The 23,703-nt window shown below is 39.1% G+C and carries 21 protein-coding genes, 24 tRNA genes, 1 rRNA gene and 3 other annotated features; of the genes, 6 read left to right on the forward strand and 40 right to left on the reverse strand.

Annotation, left to right across the window (positions count from 1 at the left end; translation table 11 throughout):
- The first annotated feature begins 3 nt into the window (after window positions 1-3).
- The gene (locus tag BW724_RS23845; RefSeq protein ID WP_176371511.1) at window positions 4-174 is read left to right on the forward strand and encodes a hypothetical protein; all 171 of its coding nucleotides are present in this window, start codon (window positions 4-6) and stop codon (window positions 172-174) included.
- Window positions 175-500: 326 nt separating this feature from the next.
- On the opposite strand, the gene BW724_RS20705 is transcribed toward BW724_RS23845, so the two are convergent.
- The gene (locus BW724_RS20705) at window positions 501-1,778 is read right to left on the reverse strand and encodes a hypothetical protein (protein WP_140355042.1); all 1,278 of its coding nucleotides are present in this window, start codon (window positions 1,776-1,778) and stop codon (window positions 501-503) included.
- A 331-nt stretch (window positions 1,779-2,109) separates the two neighbouring features.
- Here BW724_RS20705 and BW724_RS20710 point away from each other — a divergent pair, with 331 nt between their 5' ends.
- Window positions 2,110-2,439: a PadR family transcriptional regulator gene (locus tag BW724_RS20710; RefSeq protein ID WP_088077007.1), complete on the forward strand. Its 330-nt coding sequence runs from the start codon at window positions 2,110-2,112 to the stop codon at window positions 2,437-2,439.
- A complete protein-coding gene (locus BW724_RS20715) occupies window positions 2,436-2,984 on the forward strand; it encodes a DUF2812 domain-containing protein (RefSeq protein ID WP_088077008.1) in 549 nt (182 codons plus the stop codon). The genes BW724_RS20710 and BW724_RS20715 overlap by 4 nt, the downstream gene beginning before the upstream one ends.
- Window positions 2,985-3,563: 579 nt before the next feature.
- Here the strand turns inward: BW724_RS20715 and BW724_RS20725 are convergent.
- The 3 genes from BW724_RS20725 to BW724_RS20735 are packed head-to-tail and all read right to left on the reverse strand — an operon-like array spanning window position 3,564 to window position 5,410.
- Complete coding sequence (locus tag BW724_RS20725) at window positions 3,564-3,983, reverse strand: GNAT family N-acetyltransferase (protein WP_088077009.1); 420 nt, start codon at window positions 3,981-3,983, stop codon at window positions 3,564-3,566.
- 37 nt (window positions 3,984-4,020) lie between these two features.
- On the reverse strand, window positions 4,021-4,530 hold the full coding sequence (locus tag BW724_RS20730; protein WP_088077010.1) for a hypothetical protein: 510 nt from the start codon (window positions 4,528-4,530) through the stop codon (window positions 4,021-4,023).
- 40 nt (window positions 4,531-4,570) lie between these two features.
- Window positions 4,571-5,410: a VanW family protein gene (locus tag BW724_RS20735; RefSeq protein ID WP_088077011.1), complete on the reverse strand. Its 840-nt coding sequence runs from the start codon at window positions 5,408-5,410 to the stop codon at window positions 4,571-4,573.
- Between the two features lie 379 nt (window positions 5,411-5,789).
- On the opposite strand from BW724_RS20735, the gene BW724_RS20740 reads away from it, so the two are divergent.
- Together BW724_RS20740 and BW724_RS20745 are read left to right on the forward strand one after the other, a co-directional pair.
- Window positions 5,790-7,010: an IS110 family RNA-guided transposase gene (locus BW724_RS20740; RefSeq protein WP_088076668.1), complete on the forward strand. Its 1,221-nt coding sequence runs from the start codon at window positions 5,790-5,792 to the stop codon at window positions 7,008-7,010.
- A 382-nt stretch (window positions 7,011-7,392) separates the two neighbouring features.
- A complete protein-coding gene (locus BW724_RS20745; protein ID WP_176371512.1) occupies window positions 7,393-7,713 on the forward strand; it encodes a YciI family protein in 321 nt (106 codons plus the stop codon).
- 184 nt (window positions 7,714-7,897) lie between these two features.
- Here the strand turns inward: BW724_RS20745 and BW724_RS20750 are convergent, their stop codons facing one another.
- The 8 genes from BW724_RS20750 to BW724_RS20780 form a co-directional block, all read right to left on the reverse strand.
- On the reverse strand, window positions 7,898-8,404 hold the full coding sequence (locus BW724_RS20750; RefSeq protein WP_088077013.1) for a DoxX family membrane protein: 507 nt from the start codon (window positions 8,402-8,404) through the stop codon (window positions 7,898-7,900).
- Between the two features lie 399 nt (window positions 8,405-8,803).
- Window positions 8,804-9,316, reverse strand: a complete 513-nt coding sequence (locus BW724_RS20755) for a DoxX family membrane protein (protein ID WP_088077014.1) — start codon at window positions 9,314-9,316, stop codon at window positions 8,804-8,806.
- A gap of 858 nt (window positions 9,317-10,174) precedes the next feature.
- Window positions 10,175-10,687 (reverse strand): DoxX family membrane protein, encoded by a 513-nt coding sequence (locus BW724_RS20760; RefSeq protein ID WP_088077015.1) that lies wholly within the window; start codon window positions 10,685-10,687, stop codon window positions 10,175-10,177.
- Window positions 10,688-11,222: 535 nt separating this feature from the next.
- Complete coding sequence (locus BW724_RS24340) at window positions 11,223-11,348, reverse strand: hypothetical protein (protein WP_268876163.1); 126 nt, start codon at window positions 11,346-11,348, stop codon at window positions 11,223-11,225.
- 440 nt (window positions 11,349-11,788) lie between these two features.
- Window positions 11,789-12,298, reverse strand: coding sequence for a DoxX family membrane protein (locus tag BW724_RS20765; RefSeq protein ID WP_088077016.1), 510 nt, complete (start codon window positions 12,296-12,298; stop codon window positions 11,789-11,791).
- Window positions 12,299-12,906: 608 nt separating this feature from the next.
- Entirely contained in the window at window positions 12,907-14,127 is a 1,221-nt protein-coding gene (locus BW724_RS20770; protein WP_088076668.1) for an IS110 family RNA-guided transposase, read from the reverse strand.
- A 235-nt stretch (window positions 14,128-14,362) separates the two neighbouring features.
- Window positions 14,363-14,869: a DUF3231 family protein gene (locus tag BW724_RS20775; protein ID WP_088077017.1), complete on the reverse strand. Its 507-nt coding sequence runs from the start codon at window positions 14,867-14,869 to the stop codon at window positions 14,363-14,365.
- A gap of 162 nt (window positions 14,870-15,031) precedes the next feature.
- Window positions 15,032-16,783, reverse strand: a complete 1,752-nt coding sequence (locus BW724_RS20780; protein WP_088077018.1) for a C40 family peptidase — start codon at window positions 16,781-16,783, stop codon at window positions 15,032-15,034.
- Window positions 16,784-17,247: 464 nt separating this feature from the next.
- On the opposite strand from BW724_RS20780, the gene BW724_RS24180 reads away from it, so the two are divergent.
- Window positions 17,248-17,394: a hypothetical protein gene (locus BW724_RS24180; RefSeq protein ID WP_235849035.1), complete on the forward strand. Its 147-nt coding sequence runs from the start codon at window positions 17,248-17,250 to the stop codon at window positions 17,392-17,394.
- Between the two features lie 206 nt (window positions 17,395-17,600).
- Here BW724_RS24180 and BW724_RS20790 read toward each other — a convergent pair whose 3' ends face one another.
- The 28 genes from BW724_RS20790 to rrf form a co-directional block, all read right to left on the reverse strand.
- Entirely contained in the window at window positions 17,601-17,933 is a 333-nt protein-coding gene (locus BW724_RS20790) for a DNA primase (protein ID WP_088077019.1), read from the reverse strand.
- 188 nt (window positions 17,934-18,121) lie between these two features.
- Window positions 18,122-18,307, reverse strand: a complete 186-nt coding sequence (locus BW724_RS20795; RefSeq protein WP_088077020.1) for a hypothetical protein — start codon at window positions 18,305-18,307, stop codon at window positions 18,122-18,124.
- A gap of 711 nt (window positions 18,308-19,018) precedes the next feature.
- Window positions 19,019-19,450, reverse strand: coding sequence for a 3-hydroxyacyl-ACP dehydratase FabZ (gene fabZ, locus BW724_RS20800; protein WP_088077021.1), 432 nt, complete (start codon window positions 19,448-19,450; stop codon window positions 19,019-19,021).
- Between the two features lie 236 nt (window positions 19,451-19,686).
- Window positions 19,687-19,771: transfer RNA gene (locus BW724_RS20805), tRNA-Leu, on the reverse strand.
- Window positions 19,772-19,780: 9 nt separating this feature from the next.
- Window positions 19,781-19,856, reverse strand: a tRNA-Lys gene (locus BW724_RS20810).
- A gap of 24 nt (window positions 19,857-19,880) precedes the next feature.
- Window positions 19,881-19,956, reverse strand: a tRNA-Thr gene (locus tag BW724_RS20815).
- Between the two features lie 6 nt (window positions 19,957-19,962).
- Window positions 19,963-20,038 (reverse strand) — tRNA-Val (locus BW724_RS20820).
- A gap of 167 nt (window positions 20,039-20,205) precedes the next feature.
- Window positions 20,206-20,280 (reverse strand) — tRNA-Glu (locus tag BW724_RS20825).
- Between the two features lie 54 nt (window positions 20,281-20,334).
- Window positions 20,335-20,410, reverse strand: a tRNA-Asn gene (locus BW724_RS20830).
- 8 nt (window positions 20,411-20,418) lie between these two features.
- A tRNA-Ile gene (locus BW724_RS20835) sits at window positions 20,419-20,495 on the reverse strand.
- A gap of 31 nt (window positions 20,496-20,526) precedes the next feature.
- Window positions 20,527-20,600, reverse strand: a tRNA-Gly gene (locus BW724_RS20840).
- 246 nt (window positions 20,601-20,846) lie between these two features.
- Window positions 20,847-20,923, reverse strand: a tRNA-Pro gene (locus tag BW724_RS20845).
- 5 nt (window positions 20,924-20,928) lie between these two features.
- Window positions 20,929-21,005: transfer RNA gene (locus BW724_RS20850), tRNA-Arg, on the reverse strand.
- Between the two features lie 38 nt (window positions 21,006-21,043).
- Window positions 21,044-21,132 (reverse strand) — tRNA-Leu (locus tag BW724_RS20855).
- Between the two features lie 34 nt (window positions 21,133-21,166).
- Window positions 21,167-21,241 (reverse strand) — tRNA-Cys (locus BW724_RS20860).
- Window positions 21,242-21,290: 49 nt separating this feature from the next.
- Window positions 21,291-21,365: transfer RNA gene (locus BW724_RS20865), tRNA-Gln, on the reverse strand.
- A gap of 7 nt (window positions 21,366-21,372) precedes the next feature.
- Window positions 21,373-21,448: transfer RNA gene (locus BW724_RS20870), tRNA-His, on the reverse strand.
- Between the two features lie 22 nt (window positions 21,449-21,470).
- A tRNA-Tyr gene (locus BW724_RS20875) sits at window positions 21,471-21,555 on the reverse strand.
- 10 nt (window positions 21,556-21,565) lie between these two features.
- Window positions 21,566-21,641, reverse strand: a tRNA-Phe gene (locus BW724_RS20880).
- Between the two features lie 21 nt (window positions 21,642-21,662).
- A tRNA-Asp gene (locus tag BW724_RS20885) sits at window positions 21,663-21,738 on the reverse strand.
- 3 nt (window positions 21,739-21,741) lie between these two features.
- A tRNA-Met gene (locus tag BW724_RS20890) sits at window positions 21,742-21,818 on the reverse strand.
- 28 nt (window positions 21,819-21,846) lie between these two features.
- Window positions 21,847-21,922, reverse strand: a tRNA-Val gene (locus tag BW724_RS20895).
- A 160-nt stretch (window positions 21,923-22,082) separates the two neighbouring features.
- A tRNA-Glu gene (locus tag BW724_RS20900) sits at window positions 22,083-22,157 on the reverse strand.
- A gap of 22 nt (window positions 22,158-22,179) precedes the next feature.
- Window positions 22,180-22,272: transfer RNA gene (locus BW724_RS20905), tRNA-Ser, on the reverse strand.
- Between the two features lie 18 nt (window positions 22,273-22,290).
- Window positions 22,291-22,367, reverse strand: a tRNA-Ile gene (locus tag BW724_RS20910).
- A 4-nt stretch (window positions 22,368-22,371) separates the two neighbouring features.
- A tRNA-Met gene (locus BW724_RS20915) sits at window positions 22,372-22,448 on the reverse strand.
- A 14-nt stretch (window positions 22,449-22,462) separates the two neighbouring features.
- Window positions 22,463-22,538 (reverse strand) — tRNA-Ala (locus tag BW724_RS20920).
- Window positions 22,539-22,742: 204 nt separating this feature from the next.
- Window positions 22,743-22,857: ribosomal RNA gene (gene rrf, locus BW724_RS20925) — 5S ribosomal RNA — on the reverse strand.
- 96 nt (window positions 22,858-22,953) lie between these two features.
- Window positions 22,954-23,215: a sequence feature (23S ribosomal RNA rRNA prediction is too short), on the reverse strand.
- Window positions 23,216-23,234: 19 nt separating this feature from the next.
- Window positions 23,235-23,394: a sequence feature (23S ribosomal RNA rRNA prediction is too short), on the reverse strand.
- A gap of 19 nt (window positions 23,395-23,413) precedes the next feature.
- Window positions 23,414-23,582, reverse strand: a sequence feature (23S ribosomal RNA rRNA prediction is too short).
- Window positions 23,583-23,703 lie beyond the last annotated feature (121 nt).

Genomic DNA, 23,703 nt, shown 5'->3' on the forward strand with positions numbered 1-23,703 from the left:
CATTTGGCCACACTAATTGTTCAAGTCGTATCAATGGTTGGTTTTTTTATTAGTCTAATATTGTTCTTTTTGTATGGAAAAAGTGGAAGTCAGGACAAATACAAACTTGTGCAATATACATTATTGTCCGTGACATGTATGTCCATCTTTATCACCATTACCTTCTTTACATAACTGTTTGCTTAGATTTTATTAAAAACAGAAACATTAACCACACTCGTACATTTCCATAAGGTTGTTAGGTTGTTAGCTTGATAACAATTTAATTAAACGTTTGATTAAGGAAGAAAAACCACATGGTCTTTATTGTACTGGGTTCCTGGTCGTATTCTTTGATAATGCATGGACGGCCAATGATAAGTCCAAGATTGGGGCTTACCGTGCCGTCCGTCTCATGCACCTCGTACTAGTAGTTCGCACACCAAAAGCAAGAGTGGAAATCTAACTTTTGACGCCGCGGAAAACGCACTGATTCATGAAAACCACATAGTTGGCTGAAACTATCTATTGTTTTGTCTTATCGCTACGTAATAATAAATTCCCTCTTCGTGTTCGCTTTCTTGGAAATCTACTAGATATTCACCTATTTCGTACTGAATATGATTGACAAATGAATATCCCTCATCAAAAAATGCGTAATCTGGTTCGCCGAGGGCCTCCATAACCTCTGATTTCGTCATATATATATTGAAATGGAACGAGACAATTCGATCTTCAAAGTCGTAAACGTCATACTCATAAGGAACTGCAATAGAACAGTTGCAAAAATCAAACTGAAGCAGTTTCCCACCCCTGTAGCCACTACTACTAACAGGTTCACCATGTTGTTGAATCAAAGCTTGGATACTCGTTCCAATGCCATAATTCACACCCTCCATCGTACCGAACTGAGCCTGCACCCTGAAATTATCCTTTCTCACTATTTCATTGTTTGCTAACAGTTCGTCCATGTTTTCTTCAATGTATTGAAAATAGCTTTCTCTCCACTCATTGAATTGGGCTTGTGCATCATCAGCATAACTAGTTGTTTCCTCTACAGCAGCTTCCTCATGCTGAACTGTTTCACTTTCACTTGATACGCTCTCATTTTGGCTATCGTTTCGCACAAGTTCAGAAATACGACCAAAATTATTATCAAAAGCTGTGAGTCTAGACACTCTTAATTCCCACCTGTTTCGTTCCTCTCGATCACTACGCTCAGATTTCGAAACCTTAATGCTCAGTACCTTATTAAGAGAGGGAGAATGATAGTATTTTTCATATTCAAAGTCTGTCCGTGTATAAAAGTTTCGTGTAGAAGAATTTCTATGTTCCGTTTCGTCAATCCTTTCTAATTCTTCATAAAATACTGCATCAGCTGGCAACATCTTTTCCCCTAAACGCATGAGATCCTCTTTATCACCTTCTAGATTTACGTTTGGTAGTATTGTTCTAACCATGTTTTCCTGGAAGATGATGTGTAATCGATGGTCTCTTTCAGCATTCAATAAAAAATCATATGTATCAATATAGTCATATATTGGTTCCCCAAACCTTTGTACAACAGAATCCCTTGGCTCGCCAATTACAGCAAAATCGTATCCTAGAAACTCTTCTAGCGTACGGTCTTTAGTAGAGCCTTTATTGACGATATCTTGTCCCTCTTCAGCAAATGTTTCTTGAACACGATCGAGGATACTGTTGTTGGAGCTATCTGAAGACAGATAACTTATGCCTAGGATCGTGAGTCCTACAGTAATAATGGATGTCAAAAAAATGATGGCTATGTATTTAAGCATGATAAGAAAATCCTTTCTCTCTGTTGTTTGCACGTCTGGTTTGCACTTCTATGCAGTCTTAATCCCCTAATAATATTTTACTAGTACAATGGTACCATTTCAGAATCCATGAAAACAGAGGTATTTTAGTTTAGTTCGTAGTTCTCCATTTATAAATAGAGGCCAACTTGTACTATCGTCCATTTAACGATTATTTACTTTATTTTTATAAAAAACTGTTTGACCTATATATCGTCAAGCGATATACTACAATTAGAATATATCGTCAGACGATACAACATCGTTCGATACATCGACTAACGATGTTTTTAGAAAGGGGGGCTTGTCTACCATGCCCAAGCAGACTGATCAAGGTCCTTTGACGGAGGGGGTATACTACATCTTATTGGCCCTCCATACACCCATGCACGGATATGGAATTATGCAATTTGTGAAAAATATCAGTAACAATCGCGTTAACTTAGGGCCTGGAACACTCTATGGTGCCATAAACAACATGCTAGAAAAAGGGTGGATTCAGGCACTGGAGACAGTTGGAGACAGCCGAAAAAAGGAATATGTCATTACAGATTTAGGGCGTGAAATAACTGAAATTGAGCTGGAGCGACTCTTAGAGTTAGTGTATAACGGTCAATATACGTTAAGGGGAGAGGGAAAATGAGCAAGCACAGGGTGATTAAGTTTTTCATCAACTTTGAAAAAGAAGAAGCTTGGTTGAATGAGATGGCTGCGAAAGGGCTGCATTTAGTTCACTACACATTTGGAAAATACGTATTCGAGGAGGGCAAACCTGGGGAATACATCTATCGACTCGAGCTACTAGACAATCTTCCTTTTCACCCCGAAAGTAAAGACTACCTTCGTTTTATGGAAGACAATGGTGTAAAACATATTGCCTCCATTTTTCGCTGGGTATATTTCCGCAAAAAAGCAGCGGACGGTCCGTTCGACATCTACTCTGACCATGCGTCGCGGATCGCTCATTATAAACGAATCTGCATTTTCACAGTAAGTATCTTATTTATAAATTTAATGGCTGCACTTTCTAACTTTTCACTCGGTCTTGGCCTGCACAGTACCGCTAGTAGCTTCAATCTATATGTATCATTAGTGAATTTTGTCATCGTGATCATCATCATTCCTATCTTATGGTCTTACTGGAAGAGGTTAAAGCGTCTGAAAGAAGAAATGCAGTTGTTTGAGTGATTAAGACGTTATTCAGGTAGCTTAGCTAATTGGTTGTTACGTAATGTGTATTTTTATAACTTGTTTCTATACTAAAATGATAAATTAAAACCCCTATAGGTATATGCTATTTTATAAAAAAGGTGGTCATCTTATTAAACTTCTAAAACCGTGGAATATCATTGTACTAATTGCTTTCACACTCTTATTCATATATGATTATTTCCCTAACGTGCCACTTACAGGCACCGTTTCAAATCGTGTTCTCATTATACTAATTATAGGCGTCTTCTTGTTAAGTCTGATGTTTAAGAAGTTTAACAAGACAAACAATAAAGAAATACTAGCTTGGCAAATTATTATGACTCTCTATATTATATTTTTAATGGGGTTATTTACAATTTTAGGAGGACAATCTTCTGCAGGGATAGCCTTTAATAATGCTTTCTTTTTGGGGGTCTTACTGCTATCACTTTTTGATATGTATTCCTTATGGAAGAAAGTTAAAATGTCAGAAGCATAGGTGATTAAGTTATGACATCCAAGCTCAGAGGAATAATAAGTTCTCTGAGCTTTTGTTTTGATTAGGCTTAACTTTTACTATCTCCTTTTAAAGTAAATCACCTCAGGGTCTCCCTCATCTAAGTTTTCAACTATGCCACTTCGAACAAATCCATTTGCTTCAAATACTTTCTGCATACTTTCATTGGAACGATTCGTTGAAGAAAACACTTTTTCAGTGGGAGACAGATCCATCATTTTTTTCAACAAGAGGCTCGCATATCCTTTACGCCGTTTTGGTGGAGCAATAATAACTAGTGAAATAAATGCGCATTCAAAGAAATGCATGTCATAGACTAAAAAACCGGAGATTTTTCTCTCCCCTTCAACTACTAGACAGCGTCCTTCGGCAATAGCCGTCTTCAAATAGTTACGCCTACTCCCATTCCCAATAACCTCTATATCTATATTTACTATGTTTTCTAAATCAGTCATGTTGGCCTTTGTAACTTGAGTCATCTTAGTTCCCCTCTTCATTTCAAACAAAATTTCAAAATCACTCGCCCTCTTGTTCCTGTTCTAAATAGGCAGCAATGGTTTTTATATTACTCAAGTTTTTCCCATAATCGATTAATGTTGTCGGGACGATCGGTTTACTTTGGACAAAAACTGTTACCTCTTTATCACTAATTTTACGGAGGTGGAACGTTATTTTATCGCCCCATGAACGCATGCCCATCTTTGTTTTTGCCTGAATAATGCCTTTCTCCAGATCTTTATGGGTAATCCTCGTCCCTTCAATGAGAGCCGTTGACTTTACACATAAATCAAAGGCATCTTCGTAAGTCTTAGTTAAGTGAATCTCCCTTTCCTGTCTTACACTGCTATCTGGGTTTGTCCCCATCGACTTGTGGTAAAAATAGTTGATGATTCCTATAGTAACAGCCATCACTGTTCCAAAAATTAGACCTCTAACTAATCCATTTGTTAAATCACCATCTAGTAAGAGCGATCCACCTCCAAATAAAACAAAACATAAAAGAAAGCTCCAAAGTACTTTTTTCATTGCCAAATCTCCTTTCAACCAAATGATTCAATATCAATACCTACGCTTTATTCTGCTGACCTTGCACAGCCTCAGCAAGTAATGGTTCGTACATCATAATTGCGTGGTTTTCTGCCACGAACTCGTCATCAATCTCCTGCCGATCCAGATTATAAACTCTACGATAAATCCGATTTTGGCGGGTGTATCCTCCCCAATATTCAGGAGAAATGTAATGATCTCGCTCGTAGATTTCATAGGTTTTGATGGCAGGAACGTCCGCCCTCCACTCCCCAACTAGGTGGGTATCCGTCACATAAACAACTAATTGATATGTATTGTTTGTTTCATTCTTGATTTGTAAATCGAGGTAATTGTAAGCACAAGTAGCCCCGCTCCCAAACGGCTGTCTCCTGTTCGAATCAGGGAATACATCGTAGCTATGCCGATACCTCTCCGTCACCGTCAAAGGTGTGTGCAACGTCATCCAATAGATGAGGTTAGACAACTGACAGAGCCCGCCACCAACGCCTACCTTCACTTGTCCATAATGAAGAATCATCGCTTCAACATACCCTTTCCTCTTTGTCGTGTTGCCAATGAGCCTCCAATAAGAGAACGTTTCTCCTGGCTTGATTACGATTTTGTTTAACTTTTTGGCTGCTATGTGGAGATTTTTTACCTTATTATGCTGTAGCCACATATCCACATCCTTCAGTTCACGGAGCAAGATCGTTTGATGGGAAAAAATAAGGTGTTGTAGGGGAACGTCGTTTTTATCCTTAGCAAAGTTCTTGTTCCCGAAATACCAATCTACATATCTTTGAAAACGGTAATATTTTTTTCCGAAATAAATCCTTAACGCACTTCTCTTCACTGGCTGTAAGGACTGTGACTTCATCATGAGCACTCCTAACTACTGGGATTAGTTCTTGAGATTGTGGTAAATGGAAATTAAAACAGTACTATACAATATTCTACGGTTATAACTTTAACACCTTTTTCCATTTAATGAATGGCAGTTTTGTGAAGTAAAACATACTAACATTAGTAGTACAGACCCCGGCCAGGGTTTGTGCTACTATTTTTTTATAGTAGAAGTGAAGTGAGGCCGACCAGCCTCTGGGACCATTATGGAGTCCGTATAAAAAACCGGCCGACTTCACACCCTTATTTGAATCAGTTTAGTATGTTGGGTCCGTAGAGATCGAGTAAAAGAAAGTGGAATCGATAAGGCAATGTGAAGGCTTCTATGATTGGCAAGAGAAGGAGAAATGAACATGAAACATGTACTGGCGTTCGATGTTAGTATGGGGAAAAGTACAATGGTTATCTATAACCGTTATAAGAAATGTGAATTTGAAGGCGAAATCAATCATAATAAAACGTCTTTTAAAGCATTAAATGATAAGATTTGTGAAATTACTACACTAGATGGTCAAGCACCTGACATTGTATTTGAAGCATCAGGAGTTTACTCAAGAGCTTTAGAATACTTCTGTCAAACAGAAGGGCACACCTATCATAGAGTTAGCCCATTAGAAGCAAATCTACAAACGGCTTCCATGCGCCGGCATAAGACGGATAAGAGTGATGCTCACGAGCTCGCTAAATCCCATTTTCGAACAGAACGTTCAACGACGTACCAGGAAGAAAGCTATTATAAACAAATGCGTGCACTAACACGTTATTATGATGAATTAGACAGTGAAGTCATTGATCTTTTCAGCCGAATGCACGCTATTTTACAACAAAGTTTCCCTGAATTAGAGCGTATGTTTTCCAAACGCTCTGCACTCTTTTTAAATATCGTTCAACTTTATCCCCACCCCGATGAAGTATTGGGATGTTCCAAAACCGTTATACGAAATAGAATAAAAGCGAATACAAAAAAGAATTTATCCCTTGCCCGTGCCGAAGCAAAGGCTATAGAGCTACTTAATGCAGCGAAAGATTCTTATCCAGCAATTTCACAAGATGATGTACGCTGTGATCAAGTACGAGATTACGCTAAACGTATCACAGAACTAAAAGAGAAAAAAGAACAGCTAGTAAAACAAATGGTTGAACTTTCAAGAGAACGTAACGAATATCAAGTGTTACTTTCCTTCCCGGGGATTGGTGAAGTAACAGCCGTAAGACTTATTGGAGAATTAGGGGATCTACGCCGTTTCCAAAGCCACAAACAATTAAATGCTTATGTCGGGATCGACATCATGCGGTATCAATCTGGAAATACATTTTACAAAGATAAAATTAACAAACGGGGAAATAACAAGCTACGAAAAATCTTATACTTTATGATTCAGACGATGATTAAATTACGTAAAAGAATCAAGAATCATATTGTAGAGTACTATGATAAATTAAAAACGCAACCTCAAGGGAAACCCCATAAAGTTGCGTCGATTGCGTGTGTGAACAAGTTTTTGAAAGTGGCATTCCATCTACTCACACACAACATCACCTATGATTACGAAGAAGCATCAGCCACTTCGTAAATAGTTATCTATACTATACCATACTTGACCTTTCGAAAAAACTTATCTCGTCAGGTCTATTTGGCATGTGCAAATTAATTTTGAGTTGGAGGGGTACCCCTCCAACTCAAAATTAATTCATCCAACATAAATAAAAAAAGATGAAAACACTTGACTGTAGGTAAGAAGTAGGCAGGCCAAATATGAGATGCGTGGGTAGGAAGGAAGGATCTTAGCAAAATATGAGTTACAAGTTGATAAACAAGGAAAGCAAATGCTTATTTAAGTTAATAATATCTATTATAATTTCCGGTAGAAAATATCCTTAATACAAATTGACAAATAGTTCAATTATTTTATAATATAAAAGGGAACGTACATTCTGTTTTTAGGAGGGATTCTTTTGAGTAGTTTTTTAGTAATTTTAAAGAATAAAAGACAAGGTGCATTAAGCAATGACTTACTAACAAACCACGTAACATATTTAAAAAGCTTAAGACAGCAAGGTTCATTAAAATTATGCGGACCATTTGTAGATAATGATAGTGCTGTTATGGTATTTCAGTCTGAAAGGGCTGAAGATGTTGAGGATTTGGTGAATAACGACCCTTTCATTTATGAAAAATACTATCAATCATACGAAATAAAAGAGTTTTTTGAAGCAAATGACGAGAACAATTGGTTAGTTGATGTTCCACAAACAAAAGGAAATATGATTGATTAAGAATATAATATCTTTGACTAATCAGGTCAGCGTTCTTCATAAAAGAAACAGGGCGAGTACTTTGGACATCGGTTGTAAATACTAAAGGCCCTGCCTCAATGAATGAGACAGAGCCTTATTTATGTTATAACTTGTTGTTTTGTTTGATGATGTTTAAATTGTGTGTTGTGTTTTTGTTATTGTTTTATGCAGCTTGTGATGCAGTGCTATTACCAAGTTTTCCTTTGAAAATTTTCTCACGGATATAGGGAATGACGTAGTAGTCTCCACCAAATTTACCTGCATTGTAACCTGCTGCTAAAATAAATACTGTCAGTAGAACCATCCAAGGGTTAGAAGAAACTGTTCCTGCAAACATAAATGCAAAGTTCATCATAATTCCGAAAAATGCTGCTGCAGTTGTTAGTACCCCTAGTAACAACCCAATCCCCACTAGTAATTCTCCCCAAGCGACCATAAAGCTAAAAACACCTGCGTTCGGTAAGGCAAAAGCTTCAATGAATGCGTGATATGTTGGATATTGCTCAATTACAGCTTCGTTTGCTACAACTCCATTTAAATATCCAGCTGCACTAAAGTCCCCTGTTACTTTCCCCCAACCTGCTGTCATCCACTGCCAACCAAGATACACTCGTAAAATTGTCAATATTCCTGCTGCGATTTTGTTGTTGCGTAGGAAATCCATAAACATGATATTACTCCCCCTTAAAATTGTAAAAGATTTTAAAGATTTGCTTGTGATCAGTCCTCTTAAAATCATAAAGTATAATTGCATAGGGTTTCTGATTCATCATGTTGTCTGTTTTGTATGCCTTCGTCGTTGTGTGTGTGTGTGTGTATGGTGAGTGATCACTAACTACCTTCACCCTTAGTATATAATGGAATAGTTTACCTATGGCGGTAATAAAATGAACATTCTGTTGCAGAGGTGTGACTGATTTGTGACAAGGTATGATATTGAGAGTTCAGGAGTTCAGGGACCTGGTCCCCGAATTTTTGTTCGGGGACCAGGTCCCGTAATTATTTGTGAACTTATCTACTTATTGTTGTTTTGAAACTCTATTTAATGCTAAGTCTATATTCTCTTCTATTATGCAGCTTGTTGCTCTTGCACCACTGACTTTTTAGTAAACTTGTTTGCAATTGTAGCTTTTAGGTAAGGCATTACCCAACGGTCTCCACCGAATTTACCAGCATTATATCCTGCAGCTAAGATGAAGATTGTCAACAATACCATCCAAGGATTAGAGCTAATTGTACCTGCGAATATAAATGCGAAGTTCATCATAATTCCAAAGAATGCAGCAGCTGTAGTTAATACTCCGAATAGTAACCCAAGACCTACTAATAACTCTCCCCAAGCGACCATATAACTAAATACTCCAGCGTTTGGTACTGCAAAGTTTTCAATAAAAGCGTGATACGTTGGATACTGACCTGCAACTGCTTCGTTTGCTACTACTCCGTGTAAGTAACCTTCTGCACTAAATCCACCTGTAACTTTCCCCCAGCCTAATGTCATCCAAGTCCAACCAAGGTATACTCTTAATATTGTTAAAGCACCTGCAGCAATTTTGTTGTTTCGTAAGAAGTCCATGAACATAATAAATTCCTCCCAATTTTCGTTTAGTTTTATATTTTGTTTTATCGTTTGTTTGAAAGAGTGTTTTGTGATCAAGTTGGTTTATAAGGATATAAATGATTTCAATTGTTTCGTTCTAGTTCTTCACTTTTTAGTTTTCATCATTTGTGAAGGAGTGAACTTAGAGTTCAAAAATTATCTTGTATATTTTTAATTTGTATTGTGTTGTTAATTTGGTTTGTGAGTGATCACTAACTCTCTTTACACTCTTAGTATATAACGGAAAAGTATGTGAAGGAAGTCACAAGTGTGTCTAATTTGTTACATATGTATGATGGAAATGTGACAAACCATAATGCTATTACTACAGTCTAAACTTATAATTAGTACCCTAGTTAACCCTCAGTCCGTTTCAACACTTTAAACGAATACTAGTTTAATATTATTATATATACATATTAAATTTTAGACATCCTTCTTAATAGTTAGCTCCTTCTGTAATGTAGATCTGATTTTGGATATTGTTAAAATAGCCAATTTAACCTACGATTTTACGAGTATGGATCTACTTTTTTTTCTCATTTAATTTACGCTATTTTATCCATACTCTATACTCTTGCCATTTACTGATACAAGTTATTATATTGTTAGTGGCCTGGCCCTCTTATTAAATTTCGTGGATCCGCCCCACTTATTTTTATTAATAATAACTATTTCCCTTGTTTCACTCTCAAAACTACCAATTAAACTTACTCTTATTGAAAAAAATCAAGGACCTGGTCCCCGAATTTTTGTTCGGGGACCAGGTCCTGTAATAATTTGTGAACGTATCTACTTATTGTTGTTTTGTAATTCTATTGAAGTCTATCATCTCTTCTATTATGCAGCTTGTTGCTCTTGCACCACTGACTTTTTAGTAAACTTGTTTGCAATTGCAGCTTTTAGGTAAGGCATTACCCAACGGTCTCCACCGAATTTACCAGCGTTATATCCTGCAGCTAAGATGAAGATTGTCAACAATACCATCCATGGATTAGAACTGATTGTTCCAGCGAACATAAATGCGAAGTTCATCATAATTCCAAAGAATGCGGCAGCTGTAGTTAATACTCCAAATAGTAATCCAAGTCCTACAAGTAACTCTCCCCAAGCGACCATGTAGCTAAATACACCAGCGTTCGGTACTGCAAAGTTTTCGATAAAAGCGTGATATGTTGGATATTGTCCTGCCACAGCTTCATTAGCAACTACTCCGTGTAAGTAACCTTCTGCATTAAATCCACCTGTTACTTTTCCCCAACCAATTGTCACCCAAGTCCAACCAAGATATATTCTTAATATTGTTAAAGCACCTGCAGCAATTTTGTTGTTTCGTAAGAAGTCCATGAACATAATAAATTCCTCCTAATTTTCGTTTAGTTTTTTTATTTTGTTTTATCGTTTGTTTGAAAGAGTGTTTTGTGATCAATATGTTTATAGAGATATAGTTGATTTCAATTGTTTTACTCTAGCTCTTCACTTTTTAGTTTTCACCACTTGTGAAGGAGTGAACTTAGAGTTCAAAAAATTATCTTGTTAATTATATAAGTTTGTTTCGTGTTGTTAATTTTGTTTGTGAGTGATCACTAACTCTCTTTACACTCTTAGTATATAACGAAAAAGTATGTGAAGGAAGTCACATGTGTGTCTAATTTGTTACAACCATGTGTGCAAATTGTGACTTTCATCACACCAAAAAGAGAGAACCAATTAATCTATATAAGTGGTCTACTTAGATAATAGGGCCAGGTGCAAAGTTTTATTCCCTATCATGGCCCCTCTTTGTATATGTAAATTAACCAACAAAAAAGCTCACCCAGCGCATTGATACTGAGTGAACTTTTTCTGTTGTTTAGTCGTATCTTCCATACACCTAGTAGATCCAAATTTATTTCATTTTTACGTACTCTTCCCTAATCACTTCTTTCTGCCATCGTAATTGCTCTTGTTGTTCCTTCTTTTCATTTTCGGTTTTAGATACATTTATGCTCTTCTGTGATGTTTTTTTTGTCATTTTACTATTCCTCCATTCATATTATGAGACTATTTGCTTTTAAGCAGTTAGCCTTGTCATTCCAAAATCTCTATTACATATTTACTTGTTATTCATTTCCTAACCAACAGCTTTGACAAAAATGTCATAGGTGTAAGAATATTATTGGCATCGCTTTCACATAAAGCATATAAGGCATGACTTAATTAAAAGAATCACACTGTAGTTTTTAAGTGCGTTAAAACTTTATTGTGAAAAAGGGCTCAAATTCATTATACTAAATTTTCTGATAGTTCTCAATAGATAGTCATTGAATTTCGACAAATCTGACATGGTAATTATGGGAAGGTGTACTGTATCAACAAAGTGGATTCAAAAGTGTTCACATAATAATCAGGGACCAGGTCCCCGAAATTAAATTCGGGGACCTGGTCCCGTAAAGTTTTGTGAACATTATATGGTTATGCTGCTTGCTCTTGCTGTTTTTCGGTCTTTACAAATTTACTTGCGAATGTTGTACGAATGTAAGGAATCACCCAACGGTCTCCACCAATACGTCCTGCATTATATCCTGCTGCCAAGATGAAGATTGTTAATAAAATCATCCAAGGGTTAGAAGATACAGTTCCAGCAAACATGAATGCAAAGTTCATCATTATTCCAAAGAATGCAGCAGCTGTTGTTAGGACACCTACTAATAATCCAAGGCCAACTAATAGCTCTCCCCAAGCGACCATAAAGCTGAATACGCCTGCGTTTGGTAATGCAAATGTTTCAATAAAAGCGTGATATGTTGGATATTGACCTGCAACTGCTTCGTTTGCAATAACACCATGTAAGTAACCTTCTGCACTAAATCCACCTGTTACTTTTCCCCAACCTGCCGTCATCCAAGACCAGCCAAGATACACACGTAAGATCGTTAAGATACCAGCCGCGATTTTGTTATTTCTTAAGAATTCCATAAACATAATTAATTCCTCCTCTTTTTTATTCCCGTTTATATTTTGTAAGATTTGTCTGTGATCATCTTTTAAAATTTGTAAAAGTAATAATAATTTCTAGTCATAATGTGAAATAGTGAACTTTTATTCTACTATTCTTTTCGTGATGTGATTGTTTGTGAGTGATCACTAACTCTCTTTACACTCTTAGTATATAACGAGAAAGTTTGTGAAGGAAGACACATGTGTGAACATTCTGTTGCAGAGTTGTGAAGGAAGTGTGACATAAGTCACACCGCAAGTTGTGGATAGTGGACTGTCTGACCTTCAAATACTATACACCACCTGACTTTCCCCAAAAACTAGCGACAAATATACTTATTCGCCTCCTATCAGGTGGTGTATGAGATGTTATGTCTGCGGTGAACCAGGTGTGTAATAATATGGCGGCACTTTGATCCAGCCACGTTCTTACCTACAGTCAAGTGTTTTCATCTTTTTTTATTTATGTTGGATGAATTAATTTTGAGTTGGAGGGGTACCCCTCCAACTCAAAATTAATTTGCACATGCCAAATAGACCTGACGAGATAAGTTTTTTCGAAAGGTCAAGTATGGTATAGTATAGATAACTATTTACGAAGTGGCTGATGCTTCTTCGTAATCATAGGTGATGTTGTGTGTGAGTAGATGGAATGCCACTTTCAAAAACTTGTTCACACACGCAATCGACGCAACTTTATGGGGTTTCCCTTGAGGTTGCGTTTTTAATTTATCATAGTACTCTACAATATGATTCTTGATTCTTTTACGTAATTTAATCATCGTCTGAATCATAAAGTATAAGATTTTTCGTAGCTTGTTATTTCCCCGTTTGTTAATTTTATCTTTGTAAAATGTATTTCCAGATTGATACCGCATGATGTCGATCCCGACATAAGCATTTAATTGTTTGTGGCTTTGGAAACGGCGTAGATCCCCTAATTCTCCAATAAGTCTTACGGCTGTTACTTCACCAATCCCCGGGAAGGAAAGTAACACTTGATATTCGTTACGTTCTCTTGAAAGTTCAACCATTTGTTTTACTAGCTGTTCTTTTTTCTCTTTTAGTTCTGTGATACGTTTAGCGTAATCTCGTACTTGATCACAGCGTACATCATCTTGTGAAATTGCTGGATAAGAATCTTTCGCTGCATTAAGTAGCTCTATAGCCTTTGCTTCGGCACGGGCAAGGGATAAATTCTTTTTTGTATTCGCTTTTATTCTATTTCGTATAACGGTTTTGGAACATCCCAATACTTCATCGGGGTGGGGATAAAGTTGAACGATATTTAAAAAGAGTGCAGAGCGTTTGGAAAACATACGCTCTAATTCAGGGAAACTTTGTTGTAAAATAGCGTGCATTCGGCTGAAAAGATCAATGACTTCACTGTCTAATTCATCATAATAACGTGTTAGTGCACGCATTTGTTTATAATAGCTTTCTTCCTGGTACGTCGTTGAACGTTCTGTTCGAAAATGGGATTTAGCGAGCTCGTGAGCATCACTCTTATCCGTCTTATGCCGGCGCATGGAAGCCGTTTGTAGATTTGCTTCTAATGGGCTAACTCTATGATAGGTGTGCCCTTCTGTTTGACAGAAGTATTCTAAAGCTCTTGAGTAAACTCCTGATGCTTCAAATACAATGTCAGGTGCTTGACCATCTAGTGTAGTAATTTCACAAATCTTATCATTTAATGCTTTAAAAGACGTTTTATTATGATTGATTTCGCCTTCAAATTCACATTTCTTATAACGGTTATAGATAACCATTGTACTTTTCCCCATACTAACATCGAACGCCAGTACATGTTTCATGTTCATTTCTCCTTCTCTTGCCAATCATAGAAGCCTTCACATTGCCTTATCGATTCCACTTTCTTTTACTCGATCTCTACGGACCCAACATACTAAACTGATTCAAATAAGGGTGTGAAGTCGGCCGGTTTTTTATACGGACTCCATAATGGTCCCAGAGGCTGGTCGGCCTCACTTCACTTCTACTATAAAAAAATAGTAGCACAAACCCTGGCCGGGGTCTGTACTACTAATGTTAGTATGTTTTTCTTGACAGTGTTTTTAAAGTGTTTCCTGCAGTGACCCATTGTGAAAAAAACTCTAGCCACATCATTCCTAAGTCATTACGTACAGCATCAGCCTGTCCTTTTGCAGCATGTTGCATACTTAGAATTAATTTTAGTGACATGCCATTCACGATTTCATCGTCAGTCAATTTTACTCCCATTGGTATTTCCTTTTCCTGTGATTCTGGTTTAACTGGGGTCACATCAGGTAAGGGAATCCCTTCATTTATCATGAATTTCCTCAATTTTTGGGATTGTTCTTCACAGAGCTTTTTGATGTCAATTAGCAACTCATGGACTTCATCATCGTTAGTCGTATGTAGCCCAATTTCTTCATATCGAATAAACTCTTCAACCATAGTAAGGTATTTCCAGCAGTCTCCAACTTCAATAACATGAAGAGGATGTTTAGGTTCATTTGCATTATCAACTGTCACCTTTAAAGTATTCCAGACTGCTTCAAACGGATTTCCCATACTTTATTCACCTCCTCTTATTAAAGTTTCAAAATTTTACACATATTATGAGTGGATTAAATTGGATTTTTATTTTCACATATTTGTGCGGGACCAGGTCCCTGAATTTTTTGTGAAAGTTCACAAAAAAGTCGGGGACCTGGTCCCCGACTTTTCCGGCTATTATCTGATTTTCCTTGCTCCTAAGTAGCGACTGCTCCAGTAACTATTGTTCAAGCTTGAAATAGCCACACCACTTGAGGATCCGCTGTGGATGAATTGATTATTACCTATATATATCCCATTGTGTGACGGGCCTGTTTTGTATGTCTCGAAGTAGACAATATCTCCCACCTTTGGCTTAGATACAGCTGTGGTAGCGTTCCATTGTTCCGCAACCGTTCGTGGAAGGTGAACATTGTTTTTCTTAAACATATATTGGATAAAACCACTACAGTCAAATCCTCCACCTGTCGTCCCACCCCACAAGTATGGTGTGCCAATATACGTAGCAGCATCTGCAATTAAATTCATTACATTAAAGGAACCAGTTGGCTTCACTTCCGTATCCTCTAGATGAATGCTTGAAACTTCATCAAGTTTTCGCCAAGTTGCCTGACCTACAAGTCCATCAGCGATAAGACCCCAGCGTCTTTGAAATTCAACCACTGCTTGTCTAGTAACTGGCCCGAAGAATCCCGTTGCCTCCTGACTAAAGTGCCCAAGAGCCTTCAGACGGTTCTGTAGCTCGTATACATTATCACCTTGGCTACCTTCCCTAAGAAGAGCAAACCCATTGACTTGAACTACATTATTTTCCGTTGGATTTGTTTCTTGAACAGGTGTAGGTGCTGGTGCTGCATTATTTTGACTTTGGTTTTGGTTCTGATTACCTGTTTGCGCATTACTCCCACTATTTTTTTCTAAAGCCTGCACTAGTGCACGAAATGTCTGTGGGCCTGCAATACCGTCTACTTTAATATTAGCTGAACGTTGGAAATCTCGAACTGCAGTTACGGTCCGTGAACCATACTCGCCAGTTATGCTATTAGTGTAAAAACCTAACTCGGTCAAAACTGTCTGTATCGCACTCACTGGAGCACCTTGGTTGCCCTGTCTTAAAACAATATTGCTTCTTATCATTTCATCTAAAGTAACCTGTCGATTGTTTACTGTATGCTGAGCAGAAGTACCATTATTATTTGTATTAGAGCTACTACTGTTGCTGTTACTCACATTATTTGAGCTGGAACTTGAAGTGTTACTTGTGTTCTTGTTTGTGCTTGTATTTGTTATTTCCTTATTGATGGCACCAATCGTTTGTGGACCAGCGACCCCATCTACCTTTAATCCACGGGCTCTTTGGAAGTTTCGTACAGCTTGATCTGTCACAGATCCAAAGTATCCAGTAGCAGTATGGTGATCAAAGAAACCTGCTTTTTTCAAGTACTCCTGCAGCTTAACAACTTCATTTCCCCTAGCACCTGTGCGTAAAACTTGGTTCGTTTTCAACTGCTGTAGTTGTTGCTTTTGAGTCTGCTGATTATTATTGTTACTTGTTTGCTTCTGACTATTGTTAGATGCAGGTTGTGTTTGAGCTTGCGTCTGTGTATTTTGCTGCTTTCGTTCACTATTTAGAACACTGAAAGTCTTCGGACCCACTATACCATCAGGCGCCAGTTGATTAGCCCTTTGGAACTCCTGAACTGCTTGACGAGTAATCTGACCGAAATACCCAGTTGCAGTATGGTGCCGAAAGAAACCTTCCTCTTTTAATCTCTCTTGGAGTATGACCACATCTGGTCCTTCCATTCCAAATGACAGATTTTTAGAACCAAAGCTCGCTTCTGCAATACTTGGTGCTGCAAAGAGGACACCAGTAGCTGCCACAGATGTAATCAGTGTTGCCCCCAATTTTGATTGGAAACTAGACATCTCTCCACCTCTTTCATATTTAATTTTATTTAAGTTTTAATACAATATTGATAAAAATGCTTTTATGTAGTTGAAAAACTTACACTCTTACTGGAATAGGTACTAATACCTAAACTTAATGAAATATTGGTTGGCCTTCTAGGTCTTTAATATTCAGACTACTTTCAGTAAAAGCTTGGTATTTCAACATTGTTTTCTACTATTGTACCAACATGGAAGTATTTTCTTATAGGGTATTTCGACCTATCTTTACAACTTTCGATCCATATCTTCAGAAATTTCTGTTGAAATGTATCATTAATTAACTATTCCGTGGATACTTATTCATGGGACATATAATGTGGGATTTGGAAAGAAATGAGAAATGGAGGTGTTTGACATAGGGAACCCTAGGAGCACAGTAGAATGTTTTAAAGTCTGAAGGCGTAAGTGACTCTAAATCTCCTATGCACGTAGGTGAGGTGATGGCTACATGGACGTATTTAACTGCTATGGACGAAATGCTGAGATATGAGGAGGTAGCGCTTAATACTACAACAGATGATGAACTAAGAGGTATGTTAAAAGATGCCTATAAGATATCCAATCAGTATATCTTATGTTCAGTGTGACATTGAATAGACTAATGATGAATAGGGGGTGGCTAAAGGTCCCCCCATACTATTACGCATCAAAACCAAGAGAATAAAAAAGACGCCAGTAGAGTGTTAGCAATCTCAACTGGCGCTTCAAAAGTTTATATTTAAGAGAGGGAGAAATGTTTAAGAGTGTTCACAATTTATTCGGGGACCTGGTCCCCAAATTTTTCATGAAGTTGTTATGCTTCGTCATCATCGTCTGCATCATACATATCATCGTCTAGATCGTCACCTAATTCGTCATTTTCCATTTCATCATCAAACTGATCATTATCCAGCATCTCATCGTCGTCAAGCTCTGCATCATAGTCATCATCTAGTCCATCGTTTAAGTCTTGATCAAAGTCGTCATCCCCAATAGGATCAGTGTCAATTTGTTGATTATCATCTACAAGACCATCGTCATCTAGTGGATCTGTATCTAAATTATCATCATCTGCATTACCACATCCTGTGATAAGACCTACTACTAGAAAACCAGATAAAACTGACAACATTAAATTTTTCTTCATTTTTTTCCTCCTGTAGTTCCTATTATTTTGATTTAAATGAAACAGAAGCTATTTCATTTAATGTTCTGCGTTTAATAGGATGACCAAAAATTTAAATTTTATTATAAATTTTACCACTACAGGAGGATAAATATTGGATCTCAATATTAGATTCATTCAGTTACATTAGCTTGCATTATATTTATTAATTAATCAAGGTCACCATCAACATCTAGGTCATCTTCCATGCCTGGATCTTCACCAAGATCATCTTCCATTCCAGGGTCACCTTCTAATCCTGGATCAACTGGATCCTCTTCCACATCTGCACATGCAGTGACAAACCCAACTGCTAGTAAACCTGACATAATTGTTAGCAATAATTTTTTCTTCATAGTAAATCTCCTCCTAAAGTTAAATGAAGTTAGTTTGTTGAAGTTGATATCAACAAATTTATATAAAAGGTTTACCTTCCTTTCTTAATTAAGTTGGAAGGTATCCCTGTTTACAAGAAACAATGGTTCAGAAAGTACATTAACACCAATCTGTATAATCGATTCATTTAATGAGTATACAAGTCACTTCACATTATTAACACCACCTTCAACCATCGATATACTTGGTTATAGAAACTTACTCTTACTAAAACAAATAAAGGTTTTAATTATTAGATGATTGGGAGTACCGAAATAACATCTATCTAAAAGGGGAGTATACCCCTGTATTTTTAGATGTTTAAACCACTCATTTTACATCTGTAAAATAACTTCTGTTATCTTTGATTAATAACCATCCTCACCAATAGGTAATTTCGCAAAGTACACCTTTTTTGTGGGGCATAATTAAAATCTTTTTATAAAAATTCCATTTCTAGCAATACTAACCCGACTTATTTCGTGTTTTAGGAGTCTAGAACATATTTGCTTATGTCAGTGATTCTAACACTCCTATTTCACCTCAGCAATAAAACTAAACACCTTTAATATCTTTTTTACAATCTCCCATATTCGTACGGGAAAATCTCAAAATTGTCGAATTAAGAATATAAAAACCTGGACAGTGAACTAAAGTTCACGGACCAGGTCCCGCACAATTTTGTGAATTATTTATTCTTTATCAACAAGGGCAAACATTAACTCTGCTTCAGCAACAGGCTTACCATCAACAGAAGCAACAGCCTTCCCCTTTCCTATCGTCCCTCTTAATCTTGTCATTTCAACTTCTAATCTTAGTTGATCACCAGGTTTAACTTGTCCTTTAAATCGGCAGCCATCAATTCCTGCGAAGAATCCAAGTTTCCCCCTATTTTCTTCTAGTTTTAACATAGCTACGGCTCCAACTTGTGCCAAAGCTTCAATGATTAAAACACCAGGCATTACAGGGTAGTCTGGAAAGTGGCCGTTAAAGAACTCTTCATTTGCTGAAACATTTTTTATTCCAACTGCACGCTTCCCTTCTTCAACTTCTAATATCCTATCTACGAGTAAAAAAGGATAGCGGTGTGGAATAATTTCCTTTATCTCCTCAATATTTAACATATCTTTTATGACCTCCTATTATATGTAGGTTATAACATTTCCTCTACTAAGTTTACTAATTAATTCTTATTTGTACAAGTAATAGTTAATGTTTTAATTATGGAATACGAGTAAAAATTTATTGTATGTAGTGATTAATTTTCGTCATCTTATAGATTGAAAACAATATTTATATATATTAAAAAAGGACCAACATGTGTTGGTCCTAAAAGTTTGAATTTTATTTATTATGTAAATGGTGCGGGTGAAGGGAGTCGAACCCCCACGCCCGAAGGCACTAGATCCTAAGTCTAGCGCGTCTGCCAGTTCCGCCACACCCGCACATAAAAATGGTGAGCCATGAAGGACTCGAACCTTCGACCCTCTGATTAAAAGTCAGATGCTCTACCAACTGAGCTAATGGCTCGTAGATAATCTACGTTGAGATAAGTGGTGCTGGCCAGAGGACTTGAACCCCCAACCTACTGATTACAAGTCAGTTGCTCTACCAATTGAGCTAGGCCAGCATAATATGGTGGAGGATGACGGGCTCGAACCGCCGACCCCCTGCTTGTAAGGCAGGTGCTCTCCCAGCTGAGCTAATCCTCCGCAGCTTTGATGAAGCATATTCAGTGATGCTCCCTGTTTCTTCCTCTGCTAGTATCGCTTCGATGTTTATCCGTCGAAACAACTCGTAGTAGATTCATGAAGTTTCGCTCGTAGCTGAGCTAATCCTCCGCAGCTTTGATGAAGCATTTACTAATTACTTTATAAAGTGGTGACCCGTACGGGATTCGAACCCGTGTTACCGCCGTGAAAGGGCGGTGTCTTAACCACTTGACCAACGGGCCTTTCTAGTTGAAATCTAAGTAATTCTATATATGTCAGCAATGTTATTTATAAAGTGGCTCCACAGGCAGGACTCGAACCTGCGACCGATCGGTTAACAGCCGATTGCTCTACCAACTGAGCTACTGTGGAACAAAATATGGTGGGCCTGAGTGGACTCGAACCACCGACCTCACGCTTATCAGGCGTGCGCTCTAACCAGCTGAGCTACAGGCCCAACTTGTAATCTAGTTACAAATTGGAAAAATTGGAGCGGGTGATGAGAATCGAACTCACATCATCAGCTTGGAAGGCTGAGGTTTTACCACTAAACTACACCCGCATGTTATTCCTAACTTTATTTCTTATATTGCTACTTTATTCACGTTTTCATCCACTCGCCTTGAACATGCCTCTTCCTCTACTAGCTATTGCTCTGATGCTTGATCCGTCGAGACAACTCGTAGCATTTTCAAGATGCTTTGGCTCGTGGCTGAGGTTTTACCACTAAACTACACCCGCATGGCAAATTTCAATTTACAGTATTTTAAAATCAACAAAAGCTTGGCAATCTCAGTCTTAAATAAAATGGTCGGGAAGACAGGATTTGAACCTGCGACCCCTTGGTCCCAAACCAAGTGCTCTGCCAAGCTGAGCTACTTCCCGACAAATGGCGCGCCCGAGAGGAGTCGAACCCCTAACCTTCTGATCCGTAGTCAGACACTCTATCCAATTGAGCTACGGGCGCATCTATTCAATTAACTAATATGATTTAGAGAAAAAATATGGTGCCGAGGGCCGGACTTGAACCGGCACGATAGTCACCTACCGCAGGATTTTAAGTCCTGTGTGTCTGCCAATTCCACCACCCCGGCAAGGGTATAAAGGACTTTAATTATATAGTTGCATTGGAGGCGGCACCCGGATTTGAACCGGGGAATGAGGGTTTTGCAGACCCTTGCCTTACCACTTGGCTATGCCGCCAAGTATTCACCTCGAAGGACTTTTCATTATTATGTTATTAGTAGAATAATGGCTGGGCTAGCAGGATTCGAACCTGCGCATGACGGAATCAAAATCCGTTGCCTTACCACTTGGCTATAGCCCAATATCAATGGGGCGGCTGATGGGAATCGAACCCACGAATGCCGGAACCACAATCCGGTGCGTTAACCACTTCGCCACAACCGCCATAGTATTATATTTTCAAGAATGGTGGAGGGGGAGAGATTCGAACTCCCGAACCCGTAGGGAGCGGATTTACAGTCCGCCGCGTTTAGCCACTTCGCTACCCCTCCGTTTTAAGAATGGTGGCTCGGGACGGAATCGAACCGCCGACACATGGATTTTCAGTCCATTGCTCTACCGACTGAGCTACCGAGCCTTATATTTTGCTTTTTTAAAATGGCGGTCCCGACGGGAATCGAACCCGCGATCTCCTGCGTGACAGGCAGGCATGTTAACCGCTACACCACGGGACCATTTGGTTGCGGGGGGCGGATTTGAACCACCGACCTTCGGGTTATGAGCCCGACGAGCTACCAGACTGCTCCACCCCGCGACGTTATAATTTTAATAACATTAAATTATGGTGGAGGATGACGGGCTCGAACCGCCGACCCCCTGCTTGTAAGGCAGGTGCTCTCCCAGCTGAGCTAATCCTCCGTAGCTTTGATGTAGCATATTCAGTGATGTTCCCTGTTTCTTCCTCTACTAGTAATGCTTCGATGTTTATCCGTCGAAACAACTCGTAGTAGATTCATGAAGTTTCGCTCGTAGCTGAGCTAATCCTCCGCAGCAGAAACGTAAAACTAAATTTAATAAGTGGTGACCCGTACGGGATTCGAACCCGTGTTACCGCCGTGAAAGGGCGGTGTCTTAACCACTTGACCAACGGGCCAATATAAATGAATTAAATAGTATGGCGGAGGAGGAGGGATTCGAACCCCCGCGGGCTTTAACACCCCTGTCGGTTTTCAAGACCGATCCCTTCAGCCGGACTTGGGTACTCCTCCGTACTAAGCACTTATAAATGGTGGACCCTGTAGGACTCGAACCTACGACCAACCGGTTATGAGCCGGTTGCTCTAACCAACTGAGCTAAGGGTCCTATATGGTAGCGGCGGAGGGGATCGAACCCCCGACCTCACGGGTATGAACCGTACGCTCTAGCCAGCTGAGCTACACCGCCAATTTATAAGATTATGGTGGAGCCTAGCGGGATCGAACCGCTGACCTCCTGCGTGCAAGGCAGGCGCTCTCCCAGCTGAGCTAAGGCCCCTTAGTTAAATCAGTGCTGGTTATTCAGAAAACTTATGGACGAAGATTTACTCCGAAGTCCCTGTTTCTTCCTATACTAGCTATTTCATTGTTGTTTATACGTCGAAAAAACTCGTAAAAGATACATTGATTCTTAGCTCGTAGCTGAGCTAAGGCCCCAATGTCACAAAACAAATGAGACTAACTTAGTTAGTCTCATTATTCCGCCCAGCAACGTCCTACTTTCACAGGGGTGAACCCCAACTATCATCGGCGCTGGAGAGCTTAACTACCGTGTTCGGCATGGGAACGGGTGTGACCTCTCCGCTATCGTCACTGGACTTGATTGAGATAAAACAAAATAAATTGTCCTCTCAAAACTAGATAACATATTGGATTGATAATACTTAAAGAAGTTTTAAAAATTGGTTAAGCCCTCGATCGATTAGTATCTCTCAGCTACACATGTCGCCATGCTTACACACGAGACCTATCAACCTCATCATCTCTGAGGGATCTTACTCACTTACGTGATGGGAAATCTCATCTTGAGGGGGGCTTCATGCTTAGATGCTTTCAGCACTTATCCCTTCCACACGTAGCTACCCAGCGATGCTCCTGGCGGAACAACTGGTACACCAGCGGTGTGTCCATCCCGGTCCTCTCGTACTAAGGACAGCTCCTCTCAAATTTCCTACGCCTGCGACGGATAGGGACCGAACTGTCTCACGACGTTCTGAACCCAGCTCGCGTGCCGCTTTAATGGGCGAACAGCCCAACCCTTGGGACCTACTTCAGCCCCAGGATGCGACGAGCCGACATCGAGGTGCCAAACCTCCCCGTCGATGTGGACTCTTGGGGGAGATTAGCCTGTTATCCCCAGGGTAGCTTTTATCCGTTGAGCGACGGCCCTTCCATACGGTGCCGCCGGATCACTAAGCCCGACTTTCGTCCCTGCTCGACCTGTATGTCTCGCAGTCAAGCTCCCTTATGCCTTTGCACTCTGCGAATGATTTCCAACCATTCTGAGGGAACCTTTGGGCGCCTCCGTTACTTTTTAGGAGGCGACCGCCCCAGTCAAACTGCCCACCTGACACTGTCCCTGAACCGGATCACGGTTCGAGGTTAGAATTTCAGTACAGCCAGGGTAGTATCCCACCAACGCCTCCACCGAAGCTGGCGCTCCG

Source organism: Litchfieldia alkalitelluris (assembly GCF_002153425.1).
Taxonomy (GTDB): domain Bacteria; phylum Bacillota; class Bacilli; order Bacillales; family Salisediminibacteriaceae; genus Evansella; species Evansella alkalicola.

What these genes read in the sequence shown, in the direction of transcription:
- BW724_RS20705 (WP_140355042.1), bottom strand. Translation starts at nt 1,778, where the DNA reads ATGCTTAAATACATAGCCATCATTTTTTTGACATCCATTATTACTGTA.
- BW724_RS20765 (WP_088077016.1), bottom strand. Translation starts at nt 12,298, where the DNA reads ATGTTTATGGAATTCTTAAGAAATAACAAAATCGCGGCTGGTATCTTA.
- BW724_RS20760 (WP_088077015.1), bottom strand. Translation starts at nt 10,687, where the DNA reads ATGTTCATGGACTTCTTACGAAACAACAAAATTGCTGCAGGTGCTTTA.
- BW724_RS24340 (WP_268876163.1), bottom strand. Translation starts at nt 11,348, where the DNA reads ATGACAAAAAAAACATCACAGAAGAGCATAAATGTATCTAAAACCGAA.
- BW724_RS20710 (WP_088077007.1), top strand. Translation starts at nt 2,110, where the DNA reads ATGCCCAAGCAGACTGATCAAGGTCCTTTGACGGAGGGGGTATACTAC.
- BW724_RS20795 (WP_088077020.1), bottom strand. Translation starts at nt 18,307, where the DNA reads ATGAAGAAAAAATTATTGCTAACAATTATGTCAGGTTTACTAGCAGTT.
- BW724_RS24180 (WP_235849035.1), top strand. Translation starts at nt 17,248, where the DNA reads ATGGCTACATGGACGTATTTAACTGCTATGGACGAAATGCTGAGATAT.
- BW724_RS20750 (WP_088077013.1), bottom strand. Translation starts at nt 8,404, where the DNA reads ATGTTTATGGATTTCCTACGCAACAACAAAATCGCAGCAGGAATATTG.
- BW724_RS20715 (WP_088077008.1), top strand. Translation starts at nt 2,436, where the DNA reads ATGAGCAAGCACAGGGTGATTAAGTTTTTCATCAACTTTGAAAAAGAA.
- BW724_RS20790 (WP_088077019.1), bottom strand. Translation starts at nt 17,933, where the DNA reads ATGAAGAAAAATTTAATGTTGTCAGTTTTATCTGGTTTTCTAGTAGTA.
- BW724_RS20780 (WP_088077018.1), bottom strand. Translation starts at nt 16,783, where the DNA reads ATGTCTAGTTTCCAATCAAAATTGGGGGCAACACTGATTACATCTGTG.
- BW724_RS20755 (WP_088077014.1), bottom strand. Translation starts at nt 9,316, where the DNA reads ATGTTCATGGACTTCTTACGAAACAACAAAATTGCTGCAGGTGCTTTA.
- BW724_RS20775 (WP_088077017.1), bottom strand. Translation starts at nt 14,869, where the DNA reads ATGGGAAATCCGTTTGAAGCAGTCTGGAATACTTTAAAGGTGACAGTT.
- BW724_RS20730 (WP_088077010.1), bottom strand. Translation starts at nt 4,530, where the DNA reads ATGAAAAAAGTACTTTGGAGCTTTCTTTTATGTTTTGTTTTATTTGGA.
- BW724_RS20770 (WP_088076668.1), bottom strand. Translation starts at nt 14,127, where the DNA reads ATGAAACATGTACTGGCGTTCGATGTTAGTATGGGGAAAAGTACAATG.
- BW724_RS20735 (WP_088077011.1), bottom strand. Translation starts at nt 5,410, where the DNA reads ATGAAGTCACAGTCCTTACAGCCAGTGAAGAGAAGTGCGTTAAGGATT.
- fabZ (WP_088077021.1), bottom strand. Translation starts at nt 19,450, where the DNA reads ATGTTAAATATTGAGGAGATAAAGGAAATTATTCCACACCGCTATCCT.
- BW724_RS20725 (WP_088077009.1), bottom strand. Translation starts at nt 3,983, where the DNA reads ATGACTCAAGTTACAAAGGCCAACATGACTGATTTAGAAAACATAGTA.
- BW724_RS20740 (WP_088076668.1), top strand. Translation starts at nt 5,790, where the DNA reads ATGAAACATGTACTGGCGTTCGATGTTAGTATGGGGAAAAGTACAATG.